General features: G+C 45.4%; 21 protein-coding genes. 2 read left to right on the forward strand and 19 right to left on the reverse strand.

The annotated features are described in order from the left end of the window. Nucleotides 1–17: 17 nt before the first annotated feature. From BMX69_RS14405 to BMX69_RS14445, 9 genes are all read right to left on the reverse strand, one after another. Nucleotides 18–1,004 (reverse strand): ABC transporter ATP-binding protein, encoded by a 987-nt coding sequence (locus tag BMX69_RS14405; protein WP_100042710.1) that lies wholly within the window; start codon nucleotides 1,002–1,004, stop codon nucleotides 18–20. After that, on the reverse strand, nucleotides 997–2,010 hold the full coding sequence (locus BMX69_RS14410) for an ABC transporter ATP-binding protein (protein ID WP_054791455.1): 1,014 nt from the start codon (nucleotides 2,008–2,010) through the stop codon (nucleotides 997–999). Before BMX69_RS14410 ends, BMX69_RS14405 begins: the two co-directional genes overlap by 8 nt. Before the next feature lie 13 nt (nucleotides 2,011–2,023). After that, a complete protein-coding gene (locus BMX69_RS14415; protein ID WP_100042711.1) occupies nucleotides 2,024–3,211 on the reverse strand; it encodes a M20 family metallopeptidase in 1,188 nt (395 codons plus the stop codon). A gap of 9 nt (nucleotides 3,212–3,220) precedes the next feature. After that, a complete protein-coding gene (locus BMX69_RS14420) occupies nucleotides 3,221–4,117 on the reverse strand; it encodes an ABC transporter permease (protein WP_100042712.1) in 897 nt (298 codons plus the stop codon). Continuing rightward, nucleotides 4,118–5,071: an ABC transporter permease gene (locus BMX69_RS14425; RefSeq protein ID WP_054791454.1), complete on the reverse strand. Its 954-nt coding sequence runs from the start codon at nucleotides 5,069–5,071 to the stop codon at nucleotides 4,118–4,120. An 88-nt stretch (nucleotides 5,072–5,159) separates the two neighbouring features. Beyond that, the gene (locus BMX69_RS14430; RefSeq protein WP_100042713.1) at nucleotides 5,160–6,785 is read right to left on the reverse strand and encodes an ABC transporter substrate-binding protein; all 1,626 of its coding nucleotides are present in this window, start codon (nucleotides 6,783–6,785) and stop codon (nucleotides 5,160–5,162) included. Nucleotides 6,786–6,893: 108 nt separating this feature from the next. Then, nucleotides 6,894–8,063 carry a M20 metallopeptidase family protein gene (locus BMX69_RS14435; protein WP_100042714.1) on the reverse strand — a complete coding sequence of 390 codons (1,170 nt, stop codon included), beginning with the start codon at nucleotides 8,061–8,063 and terminating at the stop codon, nucleotides 6,894–6,896. A 160-nt stretch (nucleotides 8,064–8,223) separates the two neighbouring features. Continuing rightward, nucleotides 8,224–8,895: an AroM family protein gene (locus BMX69_RS14440; protein WP_054791453.1), complete on the reverse strand. Its 672-nt coding sequence runs from the start codon at nucleotides 8,893–8,895 to the stop codon at nucleotides 8,224–8,226. 176 nt (nucleotides 8,896–9,071) lie between these two features. Then, on the reverse strand, nucleotides 9,072–9,983 hold the full coding sequence (locus BMX69_RS14445; protein ID WP_054791507.1) for a helix-turn-helix domain-containing protein: 912 nt from the start codon (nucleotides 9,981–9,983) through the stop codon (nucleotides 9,072–9,074). Between the two features lie 245 nt (nucleotides 9,984–10,228). On the opposite strand from BMX69_RS14445, the gene BMX69_RS14450 reads away from it, so the two are divergent. Further along, on the forward strand, nucleotides 10,229–10,768 hold the full coding sequence (locus BMX69_RS14450) for an ECF transporter S component (protein ID WP_100042715.1): 540 nt from the start codon (nucleotides 10,229–10,231) through the stop codon (nucleotides 10,766–10,768). Between the two features lie 148 nt (nucleotides 10,769–10,916). On the opposite strand, the gene BMX69_RS14455 is transcribed toward BMX69_RS14450, so the two are convergent. Continuing rightward, nucleotides 10,917–11,309: a hypothetical protein gene (locus BMX69_RS14455; protein ID WP_100042716.1), complete on the reverse strand. Its 393-nt coding sequence runs from the start codon at nucleotides 11,307–11,309 to the stop codon at nucleotides 10,917–10,919. Nucleotides 11,310–11,606: 297 nt separating this feature from the next. Here BMX69_RS14455 and BMX69_RS14460 point away from each other — a divergent pair, with 297 nt between their 5' ends. Beyond that, entirely contained in the window at nucleotides 11,607–12,818 is a 1,212-nt protein-coding gene (locus BMX69_RS14460) for an IS110 family RNA-guided transposase (RefSeq protein ID WP_166433199.1), read from the forward strand. A gap of 432 nt (nucleotides 12,819–13,250) precedes the next feature. Here BMX69_RS14460 and BMX69_RS14465 read toward each other — a convergent pair whose 3' ends face one another. From BMX69_RS14465 to BMX69_RS14510, 9 genes are all read right to left on the reverse strand, one after another. Beyond that, the gene (locus BMX69_RS14465) at nucleotides 13,251–13,955 is read right to left on the reverse strand and encodes a glucosamine-6-phosphate deaminase (RefSeq protein WP_054791874.1); all 705 of its coding nucleotides are present in this window, start codon (nucleotides 13,953–13,955) and stop codon (nucleotides 13,251–13,253) included. A gap of 20 nt (nucleotides 13,956–13,975) precedes the next feature. Next, the gene (locus BMX69_RS14470; RefSeq protein WP_330387437.1) at nucleotides 13,976–15,475 is read right to left on the reverse strand and encodes a glycoside hydrolase family 1 protein; all 1,500 of its coding nucleotides are present in this window, start codon (nucleotides 15,473–15,475) and stop codon (nucleotides 13,976–13,978) included. 136 nt (nucleotides 15,476–15,611) lie between these two features. Then, nucleotides 15,612–17,477 (reverse strand): glucose PTS transporter subunit IIA, encoded by a 1,866-nt coding sequence (locus BMX69_RS14475; protein WP_100042718.1) that lies wholly within the window; start codon nucleotides 17,475–17,477, stop codon nucleotides 15,612–15,614. 253 nt (nucleotides 17,478–17,730) lie between these two features. Then, nucleotides 17,731–18,567, reverse strand: a complete 837-nt coding sequence (locus tag BMX69_RS14485; RefSeq protein ID WP_160117914.1) for a PRD domain-containing protein — start codon at nucleotides 18,565–18,567, stop codon at nucleotides 17,731–17,733. Between the two features lie 343 nt (nucleotides 18,568–18,910). Continuing rightward, on the reverse strand, nucleotides 18,911–19,798 hold the full coding sequence (locus tag BMX69_RS14490) for a ribokinase (RefSeq protein ID WP_100042720.1): 888 nt from the start codon (nucleotides 19,796–19,798) through the stop codon (nucleotides 18,911–18,913). Further along, nucleotides 19,795–20,826: a LacI family DNA-binding transcriptional regulator gene (locus BMX69_RS14495; RefSeq protein ID WP_100042721.1), complete on the reverse strand. Its 1,032-nt coding sequence runs from the start codon at nucleotides 20,824–20,826 to the stop codon at nucleotides 19,795–19,797. Before BMX69_RS14495 ends, BMX69_RS14490 begins: the two co-directional genes overlap by 4 nt. Beyond that, on the reverse strand, nucleotides 20,810–21,985 hold the full coding sequence (locus BMX69_RS14500; protein WP_054791866.1) for a M20 family metallopeptidase: 1,176 nt from the start codon (nucleotides 21,983–21,985) through the stop codon (nucleotides 20,810–20,812). Before BMX69_RS14500 ends, BMX69_RS14495 begins: the two co-directional genes overlap by 17 nt. A gap of 10 nt (nucleotides 21,986–21,995) precedes the next feature. After that, nucleotides 21,996–22,742, reverse strand: coding sequence for a glutamine amidotransferase (locus BMX69_RS14505; RefSeq protein ID WP_100042722.1), 747 nt, complete (start codon nucleotides 22,740–22,742; stop codon nucleotides 21,996–21,998). Further along, complete coding sequence (locus BMX69_RS14510) at nucleotides 22,735–24,018, reverse strand: M20 family metallopeptidase (protein WP_100042723.1); 1,284 nt, start codon at nucleotides 24,016–24,018, stop codon at nucleotides 22,735–22,737. Before BMX69_RS14510 ends, BMX69_RS14505 begins: the two co-directional genes overlap by 8 nt. Nucleotides 24,019–24,020 lie beyond the last annotated feature (2 nt).

The raw sequence follows: 24,020 nt of genomic DNA on the forward strand, positions 1-24,020 counted from the left end.
AATCCTCCGTTTCCGGTTTACTTTTTTTCGTATAGGAAGCAGGCCACCTGATGTCCCTCTTCTCCCTGTTGTTTCAGCCTCGGCATTTCGTTTTTGCACCGTTCCATGCACTGAGGGCACCGTCCAGCCAGGGGGCAGCCCTTTCGTTCTCCAATGGGGCTTGGAACCTCTCCCTGAAGTACGATCCGCTTTTTTTCCTCATCAGGGCATTCCGGAGGAATCGCCGATAACAGCGCCTGGGTATACGGATGAAGGGGATTTTTATAGATATCTCCTCCGTTGCAGATTTCCACGATCCGCCCAAGATACATGATCACGATTCTGTCGCTGACATATTTTACAACGCTTAAATCATGGGATATGAACACATAAGTAAGATTGTATTCCTTTTGAAGCTTCTTTAAAAGATTGATTACCTGGGCCTGAATGGATACATCAAGAGCCGATACCGGCTCATCACAGATGATCATCCTGGGATTTATGGATATGGCACGGGCCACGTTCAGACGCTGCCTCTGCCCGCCTGAAAACTCATGGGGATACCGGTTCATATGCTGCACATCCAGCCCTACCTGTTTCAAAAGCTCCAAAACCCTTTGCTCCATCGCTGCCCTGCCCTTTACGGTTTTATGAACCACCATGGGTTCGGAAACAGAATCAGCCGCAGTATGCCTGGGATCCAGAGAAGAATAGGGATCCTGGAATATCATTTGAATGTTCCTGCACATTTCCAGCTTATCTTTTGCTCTGACTCCCAATATGCTTTTTCCTTCAAACAGGATTTCCCCTTCTGTCGGTTTATGTAAGCCTACCAGGCACCTTCCAAGGGTGGATTTCCCGCACCCTGATTCTCCTATGACACCAAGCACCTCTCCCTCATGAATTTCTAAGTCGATTTCCTGCAGCGCATGAAGAACCGCTTTTTTGCTCCCCAGATTCTTTCCTTTTATCTGGAAATCCTTAGACAATCCTTTCACTTGTAAAATCACCTTTTTCTCACTCATGTTGTTTCACACCTCCCCGAAAAAGACGGCTTTCCTTCCTTTGCCTGTGACAGGCAACGAAATGCCCCGGCTCAAGCTCCTTTAAGTCAGGCACCTGGTTTCTGCACAGTTCCTCTGCATATGGGCAACGGTTGGAAAAATTACAGCAGGTTCCCGTCAATCTTAAATCCGGCGGGGTTCCCTGGATCGTTGCCAGCTCTTCCCCGGAATTGCTGCTCAGCTTCGGCATGGAATCCAACAGTCCCCAGGTGTAAGGATGAAGGGGATTGTGATGCAATTCCTTACAGGACGTATACTCAACGGTCTTTCCCGCATACATCACCATGACGCTGTCACACATCTGCCATACCACGCCAAGATTATGGGTAATCAGCAGGATTGCCATCCCGTTTTTCTCCCGCATATCCTTTAACAGCTCCAGCACCTGTGCCTGAACCGTCACATCCAGGGCTGTCGTGGGCTCATCCGCAATGATCAGTTTCGGATTGCTGCACAGGGACATTGCTATGATTACCCGCTGGCACATGCCGCCTGATAATTCATAGGGATAGGAATCCATCCGCCGCCCGGCATCCGGTATTCCCACCTTTCTTAAAGCTTCTTCTCCCATGCGGTAAGCCTCCTGCCTGCTGACCTTGTGATGGGCGCAGATCATTTCCACCATCTGATGGCCTACCTTAAATACCGGTGAAAGGGAAGTCATGGGATTTTGAAAGATCATGGAAACGTCCCGACCCCGGAAGGACAAAAGCTCCCTTTTTCCCAGCTTCAATACATCTGTTCCGTCAAAGTCTATGCTGCCGCTTACAATTTTTCCGGTTCTGGCCGGCAGCAGCCGGATGATCGAGGAGGAGGCAACGCTTTTTCCTGACCCTGACTCTCCCACAATTCCCATGATTTCTCCCCGGTTTATGTGAAAGCTCACTCCATCGACTGCTTTGCTCACGCCGCTTGCCGTATAAAAATATGTTTTTAAGTCATTCACTGTTAATAATACTTCTCCCACAGCAGCACCTCCTTTACTCATATTTTTTCTTCATTTCCGCAAAGCTTTGCTTTACCTTTTCCATTGCTTCAGGTGAGGACAGAAGATCCGCCGCAGTAAAAGCCATGGCTTTGGCTCCCACCAACACTGCCCTTCTGCCGGACATACTTCCGCAGGCCTCCTCAAATTCCTTCGTATGGCCCCTTAAGCCGGGAACCACCTGGATATAGGACTGGAGGCCTGGAATGACATGAGTGAGATTCCCCACATCGGTACAGCCGATTCCAAGTTCTTTTCTCCTTGGCATTACCTTTTCTCCAAGGTCTTCTAAGTTTCTTAAAAGAAGCTTTTCAAGCTGGCTGTTATTGCGGATATCTTCATAGGTATATCCATCCCATTCATACCGGAACCTGGTCCCTGTCATAGTCCCAAGGGACTGTCCTGCCTCCAGAAATTCCTTCAATATCTGTTCTTTAAATCTCTTGTCAAAAGACCTGACCGTAAATTTTGCCTGGCAAAAATCAGGAATATGGATAGGAACCTTTCCTCCGTTTGTAATAACCCCAAGGATCGTTCCCCTGCCGTTCCAGCGCAGGCGCTGTCCGCCAATATACTGGAATAACTGAAGCAAGGGATCCAGGGCACTGTTTCCTTCTTCCGGCCAGGTGGCTCCGTGAGCGCTCTTGCCGTGATATTCAACGGTCAGATCTGTCTTTGAATAGGAAATATCATTGACTACCGTTTCATTGGCAGAATGAAGGATCATTGCCGCGTCAAGGCCCTGGAATGCTCCTTTCTCCAGCAAAATGACCTTTCCCCCTCCTCCCTCTTCCGCAGGGGTTCCAAACACAGAGATCTTCCCTCCAAGACGGTGGATGACAGACTTTACTCCAAAACCGGCTCCCACAGCCATTGCTGCCATCAGGTTGTGACCGCAGGCATGTCCCATTCCGGGAACCGCATCATATTCTGCCAGAAAGCCGATATGAGGTCCGGGCTTTCCGCTGTCATATTCCCCGCGAAAGGCCGTATTCAGACCGCAGATTTCTTTTTCCACTTTAAATCCATCGTTCTCCAAAAGTTCCCATATGGTTCTGCTGGATTTAAACTCGTTAAAATTATATTCAGGATTTTCCCAGAGGTATCTGGCAAGTCCCCACAAATCTTCTCCTTTTTCCTCAATGCTCTGTTCCACATCTTTTTTTATCCTGTTAATATCCATATTCATTACCTACTTTTTCATTTTTGGATCCAGCACATCCCGGATTCCGTCTCCCAGCAGATTAAAGCCGATCACAGTGATCAATATGAAGGTACCTGATACGGCTGCAATATGAGGAGCCGTATTTAAGCAGTTTCTTCCGGAACGGAGAATACTTCCCCATGAGGCGGTAGGCAGTTCAATGCCAAGCCCCAGAAAGCTTAATGCCGCTTCCGAAATAATGGCACTGGCTATATTAAGAGTCCCATACACGATAACCTCTGAAACAGTATTTGGCAGGATATGGTGTGTCAGCATACGGAAATGAGATATTCCGATCACCCTTCCGGCATTGCAGTATTCTTCCTTTTTTACGATCAGCACCTGTCCCCTTACGACTCTTGCAAACCGTGGAATCTCAGCTATGCCTATGGCAAGGATCACATTGATAATACCGGACCCCAGGACCGTCATAAGAACAATGGAAAGCAGAATAAAGGGAAAGGCAAGGACTCCATCCATGATTCTCATCAGGACGGCATCCACAATTCCTCCCATATAGCCTGCAATTAGGCCCAGAATCACTCCGGTCACTCCGCCGACAGCGGTAGCACCGACAGCAACCAGCAAGGATACTCTGGCGCCGTAACAGATCCTGGTAAATAAATCCCTTCCGAACTCATCGGTACCCAGCAGATGGCCCTTTTCAAAAAATTTCAGATAAGCATCGATGGGATGAATCTCATTTGGTTTCCCGTTTGTAATTACCGGAGCCAGAATGGCAAGAGCGACCATAACGCTGACAGCAAACAATCCAAGAAGCGCAGTTTTATTTCTCTTTAGTTTGCTCCAGGCACTGTTGGATTTTCTTTCTTTTTTTAATATCTCTTCGTGGGACTGCTGATCCAATCCAAGTGATTTCGCCATTTAATTTCCTCCTTCATAATTGACATTTGGATTGATGATCATGTAAATCACATCCACAAACATATTGATCATTACAAAGGCCAGGGCAATGACTAAAACTGCCCCCTGGATCAAAACATAGTCCCTGTTGTCAATGGCTCCGACGATCAGCGTCCCCATGCCCGGCCAGGAAAATATGGTTTCCGTAAGGATTGCACCGGCAAAACAGCCGGCAAGCTGTAATCCCAGAACCGTTATTAAGGGAGGAAGGGCACTTTTTAAGGCATACTTCCAGATCACCACAGACTCTTTGATTCCTCTGGCCCGAAGTGCACGGATGGAATCCCCATGAATGGATTCCAGAATGCTGGAACGTGTGATTCTGGAAAATGTGGCCGTAGGGATGGTGGCAAGGCAAAAGCAGGGAAGTACCATGTGGCGGATCACATCACCCAGCCCCTTGGAAATATCTCCCATGCCAAGAACCGGCAGCCAGCCCAAATTTACACTGAACATTAAAACCAGCAAAAGCCCCAGCCAGAAAATCGGCATGGAGACTCCTACCAGAGCCAGTATCATGAATACGTAATCAAAGAGTGTGCCTTGATGTACGGCAGAGGTAACCCCTACTAACATTCCTGCGATCAGCGCGATCAAAACCGCCGGCAGAGCGATCAGCAGCGTACTTGGAATACGCCTTGCAATTAATGAAAACACTGGCTGATTGTAGGAATAAGATGTTCCAAAATCCCCTTTTACGATGTTTATCATATAATCCTTATATTGAGCTGCCAGAGGCTGGTTAAGTCCCATGGTTTCCCGCATTTTCTCCACATCTTCTACGGATGCCTGAGGTCCCAGTACCGCTCTGGCCGGATCACCCGGTATCATTCTGGTCAGTACAAAAGTCAGCGTGACAACCACAAAAAGAGACGGAATAATCTGCAGGCATCTGATTAGAATTGTCTTTAACATATATCTCCTCCTGTGTCTTTAAATCAGGGATATTGCTTAGCAATATCCCTATCCGCCAAATGATGAATGGCATGACTAAACGGTAACCTTATCTGGATAACCAGACATTTATATCCGGAGTACAGATCTTAACCTTGCCGTCGGCCCGCAGTTCCAGCCCCTGAACCTTTGGACTTACGCCCCAGTTTACATTCTCATTTGCATAGAAGATGCCCGGATTTTGCTTAACGATTACCGCAAGGGCCTTCTTATAAGCTTCCGCCCTCTTTTCCTGGTCTGTGGACAGCAGCGCATCATTCAGATATTGGTCCACTTCCTTGTTGCTGAAGCCCTGTCCGTTTCCAAGGGAGCCGATGGAGCTTGTATGGAATATTTTATTTAAAAAGAAATAGGGATCAGGATACCAGGTCCATGACATTGCAAATACATCTGCTTTCCCCGACGATGCGATTTCGCTGAAGGTACCCCATTCGCTGGTATTAATGTTCACATTGATATTTAAGTTTTCTTTTAAGTACGCCTGGAATAAGGTTGCCATCTTAATTCTGGCTTCTGTGTTGGAAATATAAATATTCATATCAAACCCATCAGGATATCCGGCTTCTGCAAGAAGCTTTTTTGCCCCTTCCGGATCATAAGCGGGAACTTCTGATTCCAGACTGGAATCGTATCCCCAGGAGCCTGGAGGCAGAGGCAGACTGGCCGGCTGTGCTTCCTGGTACTGGTACACACCTGCCGTAAGCTCTTTAATATTAACCGCCTTGATAATCGCTTCTCTGACCTTGATATCTGCAGTTGGTCCATTTACCTGATTAAAATAAATGTAAGCAACGTGAAGGCCCGGCATCTCCATGAGTTCTACAGTCGGATCCTCTCTCGCTATTTTTACAGCCTCACCGCTAAGACTGGTGGCTAAATTTACCTCTCCGGTGCGAAGGGCATTTACTGCCTGGTTTCCGTCACTGACCGGCTTAAAGATAACTCCATCCAGATAAGGGGTTGCAGCCCAGTATTTATCATTGCGCACAAGGACAGCCTGCTGATCCAGCTCAAAGGACTGAAGAGCAAAGGGGCCTGTACCTACAAGGTGGGAACCAAAATCCTCTCCCCAGCCTTCTGCCTCTTCCTTTGGAATAATCACATTGCCTGCATCAGTCAGTGCAGTCAGAAATACGGCATTTGGCTCAGGCAAATAGCAGACCACCTCCGTATCGCTGACAACCTCACAGTGATCCAGCATGTCCAGCCTTTGCAATGCAGAAAGCTCATGGGAGCGCTCCAGGGAGTATTTCACATCCTCTGCTGTCAATTTTCTTCCTTCCTGATACTTACCAGGCTGGAAGTATACATCGTCACGCAGCGTGAAAGTATAAGCAAGCCCGTCATCGCTTACGGTCCAGGATTTTGCCAGGGCTGGCTGGATTTCCGTAAGATCCGTATTATATTCCACAAGTGTATCACAGACTGTGCCGATGATCTGAGATTCATAGGTTCCCGTATACTTGACAGGATCCAGGTTTTTGGGTGAGGAAGAAAGGGAAATAGTCATAACACCGCCGGAGACCGGCTCCCCCGCAGGAACTTTCGTTTCTTCCGTTGTTCCCTGAGCTGACGCTGTTGTTTCAGCCGTTGTGGCCGAAGAACCGGAACCGCATGCGCTTAATCCGGCTGAGACAGCTACCGTTAAAATTGCCGCTAAAAATCTTTTTTTCATAATGATTCCTCTTTTCCTTGTATATTAATAAAACGACAGTCAAAGGAAACATAGTCGCCTTTAACTATCGTTATATCCGAAACATATGATATTTTCTTTCCCTGGTTATCAGGAGTGATCTCTCAGCCAGCAGATGGCTGTATTGGCATAGATGGCAGCCATTTTGTGAAGGCTTTCCTCGTTAAATGTGACTCTTGGATCGTGAACGCCGTAAGGGTATCCTTCCTCCTCTGAACCGGTTCCCACCCAATAAAGAACAGAGGGAACCATCTGAGATATTATGGAGAAATCCTCCGAACCGGTCATTCTGGGCAGTTCCTTACAGGTTCCTTCTCCCAGAAGGACGTCGATATAACCGATGGAAGCATCCAGAAGATCCCCGTTATTTTCCATGGGCGGAACACCCTCATGAAGAAATTTCACTTCTGCTTCTCCCCGGAATGTGCCGGCAGTCTGTTCTGCAATCTGGACCAGACGTTCTCTGGCAAAGCTTCTCACCTTTCCATTCATGGTGCGTATGGTTCCTTTTAATACCGCCGTCTCCGGAAATACGTTGGTGGCTGTTCCACCGTTTATCTGACAGATACTGCATACCAGCATCTCATCAGGATTTACCTCGCGGCTGTTAAGGGCCTGCAGTGCCAAATGAATGTGGACAGCTATATGAATCGGATCAACGCAGAGATGAGGTGCGGCTCCATGACCGCCCTTTCCCTTTACCGTAATGGTAAAGATATCGCTGGAAGCGCAAGCTGTACCCCGGGAATATCCAACGATTCCGGACTTCTCGTGGAGCACGTGGAGAGCCATTGCACCATCCACGGAAGGGCATTCAAGAACGCCTGCCTTTACCATGTCCAAAGCGCCTCCTACCCCTTCCTCACAGGGCTGGAACATGAGTTTCACCGTTCCTTTCAATTCCCCTTCTCTCTCTTTCAATATCCGTGCAGCCAGCAGCAATGCACTGGTGTGCATATCATGGCCGCAGGCATGCATGAAACCATTCTCCGCTGCAAAAGGAAGTCCTGTTTCCTCTTTCATGGGCAGGGCATCCATATCAGCTCTTAGTAAAAAAGTCTTTCCAGGCTTTCCGGCCAGCGCCGTGATTCCTGCAGTTCCGCAGGCGGCAGGCTCAAAACCAATGGACTTAAGCTCTTCCCTGACAAGCTTTACGGTCTCCTGAAGGTCAAAGCCGATTTCCGGTTTTTTATGTATCCTGCGCCTGATATCAATTCCATAATCCTCAAGTTCTTTAGCTCTGGATAACAGGTCACTCATCCAATCAATCCTCTCTGTTCCTGTTAGCGAATATTTGATAAGTATTTTATCAGGGTGGATTTTTTTTGTAAATAACAGTTTGCACGGTTTTTCGTACACAATTTAAACATCATGCACAGTGATAGGGTCAAATTTAAATATATACCGTTTTTTCTTTTATTTAAACATCTGTTAATTCAGAAACAAGGCGGGCCAATAAGGTCCTGGGAAGAATTACCGGCTTTCCGGTCTCTTCCGCGAACAGCCGTTTCATATCCCGGCTGAAGCCAATGCAGTCCAGAATCACCAGATCCGCTTTTGTATCCTTCACAAGCCTGGCTGTTTCTTCCAGCTCCTTCCATTCTCCATAAGGGGAGCCGGAGACAACTTTAACCTTCCTTACGATCCTGGACCATTTTTTCTTACTTTGAACTATTTGCAAAGGAGATGGCGTCACTACAAGAATTGAGGAGGCGGCTGTCAGAAGAGGAACGGTTCTGTCTAAAATTTCACAAGGATAAATCATGGGAACCTTTGCTTTTAAGGTGTCCGGAAATTTTCCTGTACAAAACATCATAATAAAGGCCGCTCCCTGCTCTTCCAATTCCTTAATTGCATGTTGAATCCTTGGGATGATATGACGTTCTCCAAACGTAACAGAGGTTCCGTCATTTAATCTGGAAACCAGCACATAATCACCCTCCTCTGGGCTAAATTTCTCTATCTGCTCTCTTGTCAGGCCATCCAGTCCTCCCTTTTCCAGGACTTCAGCCTTGCCTTTAAAAATATCCATGATATCTTCGGTAACATCAGTTCTCGGACTCTGACCCACCGTTATGGCACCAATCTTCATTTTAATCGCTCCTTCCTTATAATACTGTTATACCGCCCATTGGTTGCTTAGAAAGATAAAATAATTTTTTTGATTTTAACAGGGACTTTTCCCGCTGTCAACCTTACATGAAAAAAACGCAGCCATTCCGCTTCTCGTACGGGTATGGCTGCGTGCAGCAGTTGATATAATTGCATTTAAAGGAACTTCATGGAAAGTTCGTCTAATTCTGACCGAAGCCTGATATCTCCGTATTTTGCAGCTATGGGAGAAAATATTTTCATCGTATCTTCCGCCCGCCATTTCCAGGTAGATGGATCCACAAATTCTATGGTGCGCATATTGTGGAGCCGGTCGGCCAGAGCAATCAATGCCCCTCTCTCATCCGGACATTCATGCCTGCATTCAAACTCCCGGTACGCCAGAAGGACATCCAAAATCCTTTCTCCGGCTTTCTCTTCCTTTAATCCTTCTTCCCAGATTCCTGATTCTGCATCGTGCAGAAGTCCGGCACATACAGTATCCTCATCGGCTCCCATATCTGCAAGAATCATAGCAACATTTAAGGGATGAGTGATATAGTCTTCCCCCGAATACCGTTTCCGTCCCTTGTGGCAGAATGATGCCAGCTCATAGATTCTTTTTAAATTCTCCTGATCATGTTCTGTTCCATTTTCAATAAGTGTCCGGCAAAGAATTTCCCACAACTCCTCCGGTTTTTTATAAGGCTCCATTGACTTTATATATAATTCCAAGTGATCCCGTTCTCCTTCCATAGAAGCATCACGAATATAGAGCGCTCTTAAGAGAACAGGGGCATACCCGAACTGACCGCAAAAAGCTTTGGTAAAACCGCTGTGAGTCTCCCAGCCATACTCCAAGGCTGCATCTATGATCCTCTTTCCCCTTCGGATTTCTCCGGCCGCCGCAAAAAGACGCCGTTGTTTTACGAACTCCATGGGCGAAACTCCCATTTCCGCCTTAAAGCGTCTGGAAAAATACCAGGGAGAATATCCTGCCCATGCGGAAATGTGTTCCACTGACAGTTCTTCCTTTAAATGTTCGTCTATATAGACAGCGCATGCTAGTACCCAGTTCTCCTTTTCCATCCTGACCGCTTCCTTTATTTTATTTTCCACGTGGTAATTTGATTATAATTGAAAAAGAAATATCCCGCTATTCCAAAAATGTCCTATTTCCCTTTGGGTTTGCATCTTCTTCATCTAGCGGTTAAAACTGCCTAAACAAAACTGGCATGTATAATTTTATCCAAATTGGATATTTATAAAATGCCAGTTTTTCTATATGATAAGTTTAATATAAATATAAAATAACCTGCAAGAGAGGAGAAGACATGAATAATAACAGAACAAAAAAGATCGTTTTCAGCGCTTTGATGGCAGCTCTTACCACTGCAGCCACTATGGTAATACATATACCATCTGCATTCAGCGGCTATATTCATCTGGGGGACGGGATGGTATTGCTAAGCGGCATGCTCTTAGGACCTATGGCAGGTGCCGCCGCAGGAGGGATAGGCTCTATGATGGCGGATTTGCTGTCCGGTTACGCTTTTTATGCACCCGCTACCCTGATCATTAAGGCATTGGCGGCATTTTTAAGTGGATATTTGTATAAACATCTGCCTTCCCGTGGACCGGCGAGGGGCTTTCGGGTACTGCCTTTTTTAGCCGCCGGAGTGGTTTGCAGCACAGTGGTTACAGGCGGATATTTCATTTTTGAACTTGCAGTATACAGCTGGCCGTCTGCCTTATCTAATGTTCCGTTCAATTTGGTGCAGAATTTATTCAGTTTGATTGCAGCTGGAGTTTTGCTTCCTATTCTTTTGCGTGTCCGTGAGATCCGGGAGCTGAATCAAGAGACAGCCTTGTAACAGAATGGAAGCCCTCCTGGGGCTTCTTCTTTTTGCATTTAAATCCATACCTTTCGATCCCTCGTTTTCATCACTTCCATGACTTCCAGAGTTATGTCGTCTATCTTAGATTTGAATAAAATGTTTAAAAGCTATATTTGTGAAGGATTCATTCTGTTTCAGAATTAATAATCGGTAATCGATCCAACTGTTTGAATAAGTAGGTTTCTCCATCCATCTTAATTATATATGTCTGCTTTTTTCCATTATAGAGTACTTTAGTATTTTGAAACTTAGAACTATTGATAAAATGTTCATTATCTGTTCCCTTAGAATAAGTCCCTTTATCCATTTCATCATAATCATAATAATAAAATGTATAGTTATTATTGAGATCAAATACCATTGATGCAAAGGGAAGCTCGTCACATGTGTAAGTTCCTTGCAAAATTGGAGATTCTTTCACTGAATATAGGGATAATATGCGAATAAGAAAAATACCAGTTATACATATAAATATAAAAGAAAGAAGTCCAACCAAACTTTTTTTATTTACTTTCATGCTTTCACCTCCTACTACAATAATTTTATAGGTTATGGTACATGACAAACCAGCCATGTCCATATTCCTTCTTGTTGCTTAAGCTGTTAGAATGTAGAGAGCAATTGGTCCGGCGGTCACCTCCTTGGGCTTCACGTCCGTAATTTAGTCTGCCAACCAGCTCCTCATTCGCAGCGTTCGTTTTATGCAGGTTGAACTGCTTTCCCAGCACGTTCGTGTCACACCACAGTAGATTGAATCGGCAATGAGTAAACCTGGATCCATTGCTACTATCATTTTTTAAGGAGTGACATATTTATGAATGCTGTCGGTGTTGATGTTTCCAAAGGTAAGAGTATGATTGCCATCCTTCGCCCCTTCGGTGAAATTGTTTCCAGTCCCTTTGAGGTCCTGCATACATCCAGTGGGATTAATGAACTTATCTCCCATATCCTGTCCCTGGACGGTGACACCAGAATCGTTATGGAGCACACCGGACGCTACTATGAGCCAATGGCTCACTGGCTTTCCGGTGCCGGACTGTTTGTCAGTGCTGTTAATCCAAAACTCATCAAAGATTTTGGCAACAACTCTCTCCGTAAAGTCAAGACGGATAAAGCAGATGCTATAAAAATTGCCCGTTATACTCTTGACAACTGGACCGATTTGAAACAGTATAGTCTTATGGATGAAATACGCACTCAACTCAAAACCATGAATCGGCAGTTTGATTTCTACATGAAGCAGAAGACCTCCTTCAAAAACAACTTAATCTCTTTACTTGATCAGACCTATCCTGGTGCCAATGATTTTTTTGACAGCCCTGTTCGCAGTGACGGCAGCCAGAAATGGGTTGATTTTGCATCTGCTTATTGGCATGTAGACTGTGTTCGCAAGATGTCCCTCCCTGCGTTTACAGAGCATTATCAGAAATGGTGTAGGCGCAAAGGCTATAACTTCCAGCCTGATAAACCAGGAGAAATTTACACTGCTTCAGAAAACCTTATAGCAGTTCTTTCAAAAGATCCAATGACCAAAATGCTCATAAAACAGGCGATAGACCAACTAGACACTGCCTCCAAAATCGTAGAAGAACTTCGCAGCAAGATGAACCAGACTGCGGCCAAACTTCCGGAATACCCGATTGTTATGGCTATGAAAGGTGTCGGCCCATCTCTTGGTCCCCAGCTCATGGCTGAAATCGGCGATGTAGCCCGTTTTTCTCACCGGGGAGCGATTACAGCATTTGCCGGAGTTGATCCAGGGGCAAACCAGTCAGGGGCTTACGAGCAGCAAAGTGTCCGCACTTCAAAACGTGGCTCTGCCCAACTCCGCAAGACTTTATTTCAGGTCATGGACGTATTAATTAAGACATCCCCAGCAGATGATCCAGTCTACGAGTTTATGTCAAAAAAACGCTCTCAGGGGAAATCCTACTATGTCTACATGACTGCCGGTGCCAACAAGTTTCTGCGAATCTACTACGGACGGGTGAAAGAATACTTAGATTCCCTTCCCCAGTCAGAATAACTCTGGCTTCATAGCTTTTTCAGACCAGCGTTTAGCGGTGGTCTGTTTGTGATACAAAAAACACTGCATAAAACTTTTTCTGCAAATCTTATTAATTTCCTATTGACTTTTTATTTGCAGGCTAATATAATGCCAGTTTTATATTTGCAGTTATAGGCCTATATCTATATAACGTACAAGCGAAAAAAACGTGACAGTTTTTTTATATTATATATCTTTTCATTGTGAAAAGTAAGTAGGCTTTCACCGTTCCGCTCAAACATTCTTCTCTGCAGCCAGGCCGACCCATTATTCGCTTTGTCACTTATTTAACACAATAGCCGGAGCCTTCAGAATTCCTTCTGAAAGCTCCGGCAAAAATATTAATGCGAATAACATTCGTCCCAGTGCTGATGAGCACTAGTTTCGGATACATTCTGCTTTTCCTCTGCTTTAATAATCCAGCAAAGATGCGGCCTCCTCGTCCATGATGACCGTATAATTAGGATGCAGCTGGAACACACTGGCAGGAACCTCTGGCGTAACCGGGCCGAACAAGGCTTTTTTTGCGATTTCTGCTTTGTGGCTGCCATTAATGATCATGATGAGATGACGGGCATTCATTACAGTTTTCGGCCCAAATGTCACATAATGATCCGGACTCGTCTCTCTTTCAAAATATGAAATAGGATATTTCTCTTTCGTTACCATACGGGTCTCCATGCCGAAATGTTCTACCGTACCTGCAAGATTTCCGCAGAAATGTCCATCCGTACCGAGCCCCATGATGAGCATATCTAATCCGCCATCTTCTTTAAGCTTCTTATCGTAATCTTTCCAGTTCTTTGTATCCAGAACGTGAATCAGCTCCCCGGGTACCTCGGCCGGGTCAAAAAACATACGGATTAAATCATTCATGGTTACACCGGTTTCCTCCCCCTCCCTGGGTATCTCATCAAAGTTATAAAAATGGACATGTTTAAAACAGGGATTTCCTTTGTACTCCTCTGTAAGCAGCTGATACAGCCGTTCCGGGGTTTTTCCTGCCGTAATGGAAAGGTTGACCCTTCGGTTATCTCCTGTGTACATATGAGCCTGTACATGAGTAAGGGCCATCTGGCTCATGGTTTCATAATCCTTTGTAATAATTAATTGCATATTAAAATACTCTCCTTTTTTTATAATTTCTCTCCGTTAGTCTCGATTACCTTTTTATACCAGTAAAACGATTTCTTGGGTTTTCTTTCAAGAGTCCCTTCATTGTTATCATCCAAATCAATATAAATGAACCCATAACGCTTTGCCATTTCAGAAGTTCCAGAAGAAATACAATCCATGGAAGACCAGGATGTATATCCAATCACATTGGCCCCATCACGTATGGATTCCTTGATCTGCTCAATATGGCGGCGAAGATAATCAATGCGGTAATCATCCTGGATGCTGCCGTCTGCTTCTACAATATCCTGAGCGCCAAGGCCGTTTTCGACCACCATCATTTCTACTCCCGGATACCGGTCAGCAAAGCAGCTAAGCTGATAGCGCAGTCCCATGGGATCAATCTGCCAGCCCCATTCAGAAGCTTCCAGGTAGGGATTTTTAAGCTGTTGGCTTAAGTTCCCGTCTGTTGTTTCCCAGCCCTCCTGCTCTACGCTGGATATGCTGGTGGAATAATAGCTGAAAGTCAGGTAATCGACCGTATATGTTTTTATCAGTTCAAAATCCCTATCCTCCGTCTCAAGTTGGATCTGATGGTCATCAAAGTAACGGAGCGCATATCCAGGATACTCTCCCCTCATATAAATATCCGTATAAAAATAGCAGTCCAGATGCATGTCATGCTGCATCTTCATCACATCCTCCGGCTTGCATGTACCTGGATAACGGGTAAAAGGAACCACCATGCAGCCCATTCTGGCATTAGACCATTTCTCTCTTAAATATTTGACAGCTTTAGCGGAAGCGACAAACTGGTTATGAGCAGCCTGGTAGGTAGCCTGCTCAAACTTATCTCCCCAATCCTCCCGGACGATGCCGGTTGAATAAAAAGTATTAAAGCGGGTACCGTTCATTTCATTAAAATTGATCCAATAAGTGACATAGCTCCCATATTCGTCAAAGCAAACTTTGCAGTAACGAACAAACATATCAATCAGCTTACGATCAGCCCAGCCTCCATATTGGGTGACCAGATGAAGAGGCATCTCAAAGTGGGAAAGAGTCACAATGGGTTCCATTTTATATTTCTTCAGTTCTTTAAACACCTCATGGTAGAATCCCAATCCCTCAGGATTAGGCTCTAGCTCATCACCATTTGGAAAAAGCCGGCTCCAGGCAATCGACATTCGAAAGGCAGTGAATCCCATTTGGGCACACAAGGCAATATCCTCCTTGAATCGGTGATAATAATCCACACCATGTCTCTTGGGATACAGTTCCTCCCCAACGTAGCCTTCAGCTGCATTTATCTGCTCTTTTGTAACGTTTTTATACTCTATTCGCGGAACTTCCTTATCCTGCTTCATTGCCACATCTGCTACGCTCAGGCCCTTCCCTCCTTCGCTGCAGCCACCTTCTATCTGGCATGCTGCGGACGCACTTCCCCATAGAAATCCTATTGGAAAGCCGTTAGGTGCATGTTTTAACATATCCATTCTCCTCTCCTTATTACTGTCCATGCTTTTTGGGACATAGAGGTATACCCGTAGGGTGTTTCCTTATTACTGTCCATGCTTTTAGGATATAAAGGTATACCCGTAGGGTGTTTCCTTATCACTTCTCACACTTTTGGGACACAAAGGTATACCAATGCTTCTATCTGACAGTTAATATCTTCTCACCTGCAAAAATAGGCCCATTTTCAAATTCAGGCTGGATATTCCCATAAGCCGGGGTATTGGAAATTACTACAATAACCGTGGTATCATAACCAGCTGCTGCAATCTGTTCCCGGTTAAACTCAATAAGAGCATCCCCTTTTTTCACCTTATCCCCTGCCTTACATCTGGCAGTAAAGAATTCCCCTTCCAGTTTTACCGTATCAAGTCCAATATGAATAAGTACCTCCGTACCAGCCTCCGTAATCAGACCAAGTGCATGGTTGGTATGGAAAACTGTATTGACCGTACCATCCCCGGGAGCGACAACCAAGTTTTCACTCGGAACGATACCGATACCTTCACCTAATAATTTGCTGGAGAATGTTTCGTCATTAATATCCTCCAGTTTACAGATCTGCCCACTGACAGGGCTGAACACCAGATGCCCTGGTTCTGCTTTCCCCTTAGCCGTTTCGACTTCAGATATTCCATTGGTTAAGACCACGTTATCATTCAGCTTAAACACAGTTTTTCCAAGAAACCACGTAATTCCGAATGTAGACACAAACATTACAATCAGGCCGAAAACTATGGAGAGGGGCTTGTCCCCCATGAATATCGGGGTTGTCAATAGACTGGGCAGCCCTGATGAAAAGGCCTTCGCCCCCATCATGGTACTTACCATACCCCCAAGGCCGCCGCCTAAGATACAGCCCACCAGAGCTGCCCGATATTTAAAGATAATTCCATACAGAGCAGGCTCGGTAATACCTAAATAGCCTGAAATGGTGGAAGAAGTTGCAATCTGCTTACTCTTCCGGTCTTTAACAAGTACAGCAACGGCAAATGCGGCGGTTGCCTGGGACATGGTGGATATAAATGTAGCCGGGGCAATTATGGTATATCCAAGGGTTTCTAACTGCATATACTGAAGAGGGCGGACAGCATGATGCAAACCTACCAATACCAGCAGCGGGCGGGTCGAACCGATCACAAAACCTGCGATTCCAAGATTCAAGTTTATCAGCCACTCAAGGCCATTTGACACATAAGTTGTCAGGTAAGTAGCCAGAGGTGCGATTAATATTAAGTTTATTGGAATAACAATCAAAAAAGTCAGCAGAGGAACAAATATAACGGTAATCATTGAAGGCAGATGGTCATCCAGCCAGCCATATACCTTGCTCATGAACCATACCGCCAGGATAATTGGTATAACACTGCTTCCATAATTAATCATAGGAATAGGTATTGCCCCAAAAAGCATTACCGGATCTTCCCCAACCTTTGCTATGATATTGGGATCCAACATGGCAGCAGCTATCCCCATAGCCATGTAAATGTTGGTATTGAAGCGTTTGGCAGCCGAAACTGCAAGCAGAAATGGGAAAAAATAAAGGGAAGAATTACCGATTACCGTAAGCAGGAAAATAAGTGAGCTGTCACCCGGCAAAATGTGCAGGGTAGTAAACATATACCGGATACCCAATATCAAACCGCCGCCGATAATAGCGGAAAGCGGTGCAACCAATATGGCAGTCAGTGTTGCAAGCATACGGTTAAAAATACTTCCTTTCTTCTCTCCGGCGTTATCCGGGACATTTTCTCCTCCGGCAATCCCCGGATACTGCTTCATGATTTCCTTATATACCTTGGATACGTCATTTCCGACGATAACCTGGTACTGGCCTCCCTGCTTCTGGACACCAAGTATGGAAAGTTTCTTTAATTCCTCTTCATTGGCTTTATTGTCATCCAATAAGAAAAACCGAAGCCGTGTCATGCAATGGGACAAAGACTTGATATTTCCTACCCCTCCTACATGCTCTATAATTTTTCTTGCTAATTCTTCTCGTTCCATTTTTCTCCTCCTTTTACATCATAAAATTGCAATTTTCCATCTGCCTGGCTGGTGCGCGCTTTCACAGCCAAATAGCAGATTTTCAGTTCCATCAAAACCTCATCGGAGCACGGTGCCTTCTGCAGCCGCACTTCCTCTGCGCAGAGCAGGAGATAATGGCAGAACATAATATAAACAAAAGACCCAGACCTGCCTGACAGTAATCCACTGTCAGGCAGGTTTGGGTCTTGCCAGCCGAACTGTAACGAATCCCTTATTTATTTACCTTTTTTACTAGATTAATAATATGCAGCATTAAGTACATTTTCTCTGTTTCGGAAGTTTCCCATCTCTGCCTCTCATAAATATACTGGGCAATCTTGTTCGCACATTCATAAGCCTGGGAATCTGCTTTGCGGACCGAGTCAATAATCTCCCTTTCTGTAGGGGCGACCTCCTCACCTTTTAACCGTCTCATCAGATAATACCTTACATGAGTTATAAAACGGTGAAAGAACACGCTGTCCTCATCAAACTCGCACTGATAAAAATACTTGACCAGCTTTAAAATAGAATTTGTCATTTCGGTGATCCCAAAAATCTCCTCACCCGTTACACTATCTATCTGTGCATTAACAATGTGAAGGGCAAAAAATGCGGCTTCGCTGTCAGGAAGCTGCGTCCCTAAATCAGCCTTTATAATTTCTAATGCCTTGATGCCCATCTGGTATTCTCTGGAGTAGAACTTCTTTATCTCCCATTCCAGCGGATTTACTATATCCATCTGGATTTCCCGACGCTTAAGGGCAAAGGATAAATGATCAAGTAAGGAAAAGAACATATTGTCATTTAATTCTTTAAATGTTTCCTTTGCCATATTTACAATTTTAAAAACTGCCCTTAACTCATTTGGACCACACCCCGTCATAAGGGCTGCCATTTGAGTGAACGTCATGTTGTTTGTAGGATAAAAGGTTTTCTCAACCCTGCTTTTATCTATTTTATTACCAGGATAAGCCTGAAAACCAATGCCTTTCCCCACCAGAACCATCTGCTGTCCATCCTCTGACGCCAAAAGTACATTATTATTGATACGCTTTTCTACATACAAAAAGTTCACCTTCTCAAATAAAAAAGGCCAAGATCATGTAAAACCGCAGCTAAACAATATTAGCTGCAACCTTACATCATCCTGGCCAGGCCTGCCGAACAGTAACACTTCCAGTAAATCGTATTTCTTTCACTTATTATACTAAATTAAATATATTTCGTCAAGATTTTTAATACAGATTTCTAATTTTATTTTATGTGGTACATTTTTTTTGTGCATTTAGCACAGTTCTGTGTCGTTTTTCTTATCATAAGTACACAAGAAATCTCTGTATCATTTAGCGCATTAAAAAGGAAGCCCTGGGATCTGATCCCCCAGGTGCTTCCTCTTTTTGCGTTTAGCTTTAATATCCATTTAAAACTTCATCCCTCGTGGGTATCGAAGGTGCAGCACCTGCTCTGGATACTGCAATAGAAGCAGCCTTTGCCGCATGATCCAAAGCCTGTCCGGGAGTTTCTCCCAGAGCAAGTCCGCCTATAAAATAGCCGGTAAAGGTATCCCCGGCCCCTGTTGTATCAACCACCTGTACCTCATAGATTTCCTGCTCAAACACCTGATCGCCGTCTTTGTATAAAGAACCATCTTGCCCCAGTGTCAAAAGAATCTTTGCGCCCGGGAATTTTTCTGCCAGCTGACCCAGGAGCTCTCTGCCGCTACCGGATTTTTGACAGATATCCCCGGCTTCAATCTCATTCAATATAAAAAACTCCACATAATGAAGAGGGTAACTCCATATTTTGCGGTTCATGGGGGAAGGATTCAAAACGATTCTCATTCCTTTCCCGTATGCCTGCTCCATAATATATCCAACTTCGTTGATTTCGTTTTGAAGAATGAGAAAATCCCCTTCCCAAAACTCATTTAAAACATGGTCCACCTGATCCTTTGTTATTTCCTGATTCGCTCCGCCATATAAAAGGATGCCATTTTGTCCTTCCTGATTCTTTTGTATTATGGCATGGCCTGTCTTATTTTTTACCCGCTTAATATTACTTGTATCTATGCCGAACTGCTCCAGCTGCTGGGTCAATATTTCACCGTCCAGTTCCCCAACCGCTCCTGCATGCCAGACTTTGACGCCGCTTTTGCTCAGTGCCAGAGACTGGTTGAGGCCTTTTCCTCCGCAAAATATCTCCAATGAATCAGAGGATATGGTTTCTCCCTCTCTGACAAAATGATCCATCTGGTAAACATAATCAATATTCAAAGAACCAAAATTTAATATTTTCATATATTGTACTCCTGTCCAATTTCCATTGTACTGCTTCTTATAATCAATTTCGGTTCAAATACCGCTTGTCTTTTTTCTAATTTTTTCTTTTTTATCAGGGAGATCAGCCGTTTGACTGACTCTACGCCCATCTCATATACAGGCTGTCTGACCGTTGTAAGAGGAACCGCCATCATTTCCGCATACAAAACATCATCATATCCTACCACCGATATATCTACAGGTACTTTCTTATGGTATTGGGACAGCTGCCTGCACACTCCAAAAGCTGATAGGTCGTTGCAGGCAAATACCGCCGTATATCCATACTGCATCAGCGCCGATACAGCACGTTCCCCGCATTCCATGGTATAATCACCTTCATAAACCAGCCTTTCATCAAAAGGAATATGAAATTCCTGCAGCGCTCGGGCATATCCGTTCAATCTTCTTTCTGAATCCGCCAAATTTGCAGGACCTGTTACACAGGCTATCTTCTTATGGCCAAGCTCTGCCAGATGTCTCGCTGCCAGATACCCTCCCATTTCATGATCCAGGATAACTTCTGCGCAGTCCACATCCGTAAGAAAGCGGTCCAGAAGCACAAACGGCAGCTGCAGCTGTTCCAATAAGCGAACCGATTCTTTACCGGCTGTCTCATCGCTTTCTCTGGACATGACATAGATGATTCCGTCTACCCCCTGGTCAGCCAGAAAACGGATATATTCCATGTCCCTCTTATGGAGATCGTTGGTGTTGCACAAGACCAGTGTTCTGCCATACTCCCTGCAACACTCCTCAATCCCCTTTACCATATTGGCGTAAAAGATATTTCCGATATCAGGAATAATTAGACCTATGGTTTTGCTTCTCTTTTTAACCAGACTGACTGCCAGCTGATTCGGCCGATAGTTAAGCTTTTGTGCCGATTCCATAATCCGTTTTTTGGTTTCCTCCGGTATCTTATGAGCCTTCCCATTTAATACCAGAGATACCGTCGTCACAGATAGTCCTGTGTCATTCGCAATGTCCTTAATTGTCGCTCTCATCCTCACTCCTCGCTGCTGCCATATTTGCCAATGCCCGTACTGCCTTAAGGTAATCCGCGATGCATACACATTCATTGGGCTTGTGCGCCATATCTGCGGAGCCTGGTCCAAATAAGACGGTCGTCAGCCCTTCTTTTCCTTCGGCCAGTATGGAGGCATCCGTAAAGTAGGAAATTCCTGAATAGGCTTCCTTAATTCCGGCAGCCTCCATACTCTTAACCAGCTGGGAAACTCCCCAGGAAGCCTTGTCCGCTTCAATGCTTATTCTGTGATTTTTAATTGTAGTAGTCAGACTGGGGATACCTCCTGAATTCCGGCTGATGTCCTGAAATACCGTCTCCAGCCGGCAGAGGATCTTTTCATAAGTAAGTCCCGGCACGGTCCGGATATCTAATAAAACAGTACACACATCCGGTGTCATGTTCGGTTGTATCCCTCCCTGGATTTCTGTAATCTGGGCAGTAGCGCTGCCTAGTACCGGGTGGTCATGTCCACGGATCCAGTCTGCCAGACCCTCGGCCGCCTCATATGCACAGGTAACTGCATTGCAGCCTTCTTCCGGATATGCCCCGTGGCTGGTCTTACCTCTTACTTCCAATTCTAGCCAGATACAGCCTTTTTGTCCGATTCCAACGGTACAGCCCGTCGGTTCTCCGATCAGTAGAGTCGATGCTTCCATCATATATCCGCCGGAAATAATGGCCTTTGCTCCGGTCCCTCCCCGCTCTTCGTCACATGTCCCCAGAAATTGGATAGAAGTTTTCGGCTTCTTCCCAGCCTCCCCCAGCATACCGAGAACATATACCAGGGCAGCCAGTCCGCTCTTCATGTCACTGGCTCCCCGCCCAAAGAGGAAACCGTTATGTATCACCGGGGTCCATGGCGGCCGGTCCCAGCTCTCAAGCTGACCGTAGTCCACCGTGTCCAAATGTCCATTCCAGATCATTCCCTTATCCGCATCATCTCCCGGAAGCAGGGCAATCACGTTTCCCTTTTCTTCTCCAATATCCTGAACAAAGGCGTTCACTCCACGGCTATTTAAGTATTGGCAGATATATTCTGCTGCCGGTTTCTCTCCGTCTTTTCCGTTGACTGTTCTGATTCCCATCAAATCCTTTAAAAGCTGTACCGCTTCCTCTTCCCAGCCTGCCTTCTTCATTCCAATCCCTCTATTTCTCCGTCAGCCAGTCAAGGATCCCCTTCCAAAGCTGATCGTAATATTCCCACTCACAAAATTCCGGCGGAGCCCAGTGAGGGGCGCAATCTGTGGTAAATGCTGCACTTCTTCCTTTTCCATAGGTTCCCAGTGCCAGGAACGGATCATTTTCTATGGTAACGGGTACAATTGCTTCCGGCTTTGCCACTGTTTTATTGTACCCCAAAACCTCCGGCCAGTCCGACGGAAGTCCGGATATGGCTTCATGGGCTTCTCCTACAACAGGCTTTGCACCATCGCAGTGTTCCATTCTGTCATCCACAGTCAGAACCTCCACAGGAAGAACTTCCTGGACAGCGGTATCATGCCACTTTCCCTTTGCATCTACGCCGGAAAATGTCATATATCCTCCGATCATCAAAAGTGCGCCTCCATCCAGAACATAATCCCGGATCAGCTTACAACGGTCCGGCATCTTACGGCTGTGTGTAAAGGTCGCAACAGGAAGAAGCAGGGTATTTGCTCCGATATCGGACAGAATGACCCCGTCATACTGCTTTAATTCTTCCATGGTGAATGGAAATTCGTCCGATGCCAGGTGATTTGGAAGGAACGTTACCTCGTAACCAGCTTTCTCCAGTGCCTTTTTCAGCCACTTTTCTCCCGTCTCATAAGAAGAGGTATAAAAAGAATCAAACCCCTTTACATGTGTAGTATAACTCATCCAGGATTCTCCTGCCAATAATATTTTCTTATTCATCTGTCCTGTCTTCCTTTCCCCATTCTAAAATCAATTGTGCATAAATATGAATTGCCTTAAGATATTCTTCTATCTGAATATACTCATTTACGGAATGGCATTGTTCCAGATTTCCGGGTCCAAACTGTATGGTTGGACAACCGGCTATATTCCTCCACAACCTGGAGTCACAGCCAGCCGGAGAGCCCTTTATGGCCACTGACTTACCCTCCGCTTTTTCAAATGCTCTTTCAAAGCTGTCTACAAACGGCCCCTTTTCCATCTCAAAAGGACCTCCTGCCTGATATATACTGATTTCCGGCATATGCTCCCGCAGCCATAAATCACTTTCTGCCAGACGCCTGATCTCGTCTGTGACCTCAGCTACGACCTGCTCATGGCTCATCAGGCCTGGAAGATAGTGGATGCACATCTCAAATTCACAATTCCCGGCAACCGTGGATCCTGCACTTCCTCCATGAATGGTCCCTACATTTAAATTAGGGGCAGGAAGAAGGGGGTGCTTAAGGCCAAGCAGCCAGCCATGCTCCAGTTCATTCAGTCTTTCTATGATCTTTATTGCCTTTTCAATGGCGCTCACACCCAGCCATTTTGCGCCGGAATGATTGGATTTCCCTGCGACCTGAACTTTCATAAATACAAATCCCATATGAGCCAGAATCAGTTCTCCGGATGTTGGCTCGCAGACCACCACTCCATCTGCCCGTTTTCCTCTCATAACCGCCTGAATGGAGCCGTTGCCGCCTCCCTCTTCATCACACACCGAGCAGATGTGGACGTTAAGAGGAAGAGGAATACCGGCATCCTTTAAAAGCTTTACTGCCATGACGGAAGCCATAAGGCCCCCTTTCATATCCGCAGCCCCCAGGCCGAACAGCTTGCCATCTGCGATTTCCGGAGCATGGGGAGGTACATTCCACAGGGACTCATCCCCCGGAGGCATGGTATCCATGTGACCGTTAAACATCAGGCTCTTGCTTCCCTGCCCTTTAAAAACGGCATAGACGTTATAACGGTCCTTATAGTCATGACCAGGATTGCCTTCCCCATATGTTTCTATGGAGGCTGCGACCGTCTCTTCGGTCATGGGATCTCTTTCTATCTGATCCGCTCCCATCTCTTCCAATAGTCGGATTAAATATTCCTGCCCCTCTTTTTCTCTTCCTCCGGCAATCCCATGTCCAAGATCCTGGGTATCTATGGCAATCAGTTCTGATAAATATTTAACATATTCTTCCCTGTTGCTTTCCAGTACTTCTTTTAACCGTTCCATCATCC

The sequence above is a fragment of the Lacrimispora sphenoides JCM 1415 genome (assembly GCF_900105615.1).
GTDB lineage: Bacteria > Bacillota > Clostridia > Lachnospirales > Lachnospiraceae > Lacrimispora > Lacrimispora sphenoides.

Bases quoted from the DNA above. Each gene is read 5' to 3' on its own strand.
- BMX69_RS14470 (WP_330387437.1), bottom strand. From the start codon at position 15,475: ATGGACAGTAATAAGGAGAGGAGAATGGATATGTTAAAACATGCACCT.
- BMX69_RS14405 (WP_100042710.1), bottom strand. From the start codon at position 1,004: ATGAGTGAGAAAAAGGTGATTTTACAAGTGAAAGGATTGTCTAAGGAT.
- BMX69_RS14425 (WP_054791454.1), bottom strand. From the start codon at position 5,071: ATGTTAAAGACAATTCTAATCAGATGCCTGCAGATTATTCCGTCTCTT.
- BMX69_RS14455 (WP_100042716.1), bottom strand. From the start codon at position 11,309: ATGAAAGTAAATAAAAAAAGTTTGGTTGGACTTCTTTCTTTTATATTT.
- BMX69_RS14465 (WP_054791874.1), bottom strand. From the start codon at position 13,955: ATGCAATTAATTATTACAAAGGATTATGAAACCATGAGCCAGATGGCC.
- BMX69_RS14440 (WP_054791453.1), bottom strand. From the start codon at position 8,895: ATGAAGATTGGTGCCATAACGGTGGGTCAGAGTCCGAGAACTGATGTT.
- BMX69_RS14420 (WP_100042712.1), bottom strand. From the start codon at position 4,117: ATGGCGAAATCACTTGGATTGGATCAGCAGTCCCACGAAGAGATATTA.
- BMX69_RS14445 (WP_054791507.1), bottom strand. From the start codon at position 9,983: ATGGAAAAGGAGAACTGGGTACTAGCATGCGCTGTCTATATAGACGAA.
- BMX69_RS14505 (WP_100042722.1), bottom strand. From the start codon at position 22,742: ATGAATAAGAAAATATTATTGGCAGGAGAATCCTGGATGAGTTATACT.
- BMX69_RS14475 (WP_100042718.1), bottom strand. From the start codon at position 17,477: ATGGAACGAGAAGAATTAGCAAGAAAAATTATAGAGCATGTAGGAGGG.
- BMX69_RS14435 (WP_100042714.1), bottom strand. From the start codon at position 8,063: ATGAGTGACCTGTTATCCAGAGCTAAAGAACTTGAGGATTATGGAATT.
- BMX69_RS14415 (WP_100042711.1), bottom strand. From the start codon at position 3,211: ATGGATATTAACAGGATAAAAAAAGATGTGGAACAGAGCATTGAGGAA.
- BMX69_RS14430 (WP_100042713.1), bottom strand. From the start codon at position 6,785: ATGAAAAAAAGATTTTTAGCGGCAATTTTAACGGTAGCTGTCTCAGCC.
- BMX69_RS14510 (WP_100042723.1), bottom strand. From the start codon at position 24,018: ATGATGGAACGGTTAAAAGAAGTACTGGAAAGCAACAGGGAAGAATAT.
- BMX69_RS14490 (WP_100042720.1), bottom strand. From the start codon at position 19,798: ATGAAAATATTAAATTTTGGTTCTTTGAATATTGATTATGTTTACCAG.
- BMX69_RS14450 (WP_100042715.1), top strand. From the start codon at position 10,229: ATGAATAATAACAGAACAAAAAAGATCGTTTTCAGCGCTTTGATGGCA.
- BMX69_RS14460 (WP_166433199.1), top strand. From the start codon at position 11,607: ATGAATGCTGTCGGTGTTGATGTTTCCAAAGGTAAGAGTATGATTGCC.
- BMX69_RS14500 (WP_054791866.1), bottom strand. From the start codon at position 21,985: ATGAAGAAGGCAGGCTGGGAAGAGGAAGCGGTACAGCTTTTAAAGGAT.
- BMX69_RS14495 (WP_100042721.1), bottom strand. From the start codon at position 20,826: ATGAGAGCGACAATTAAGGACATTGCGAATGACACAGGACTATCTGTG.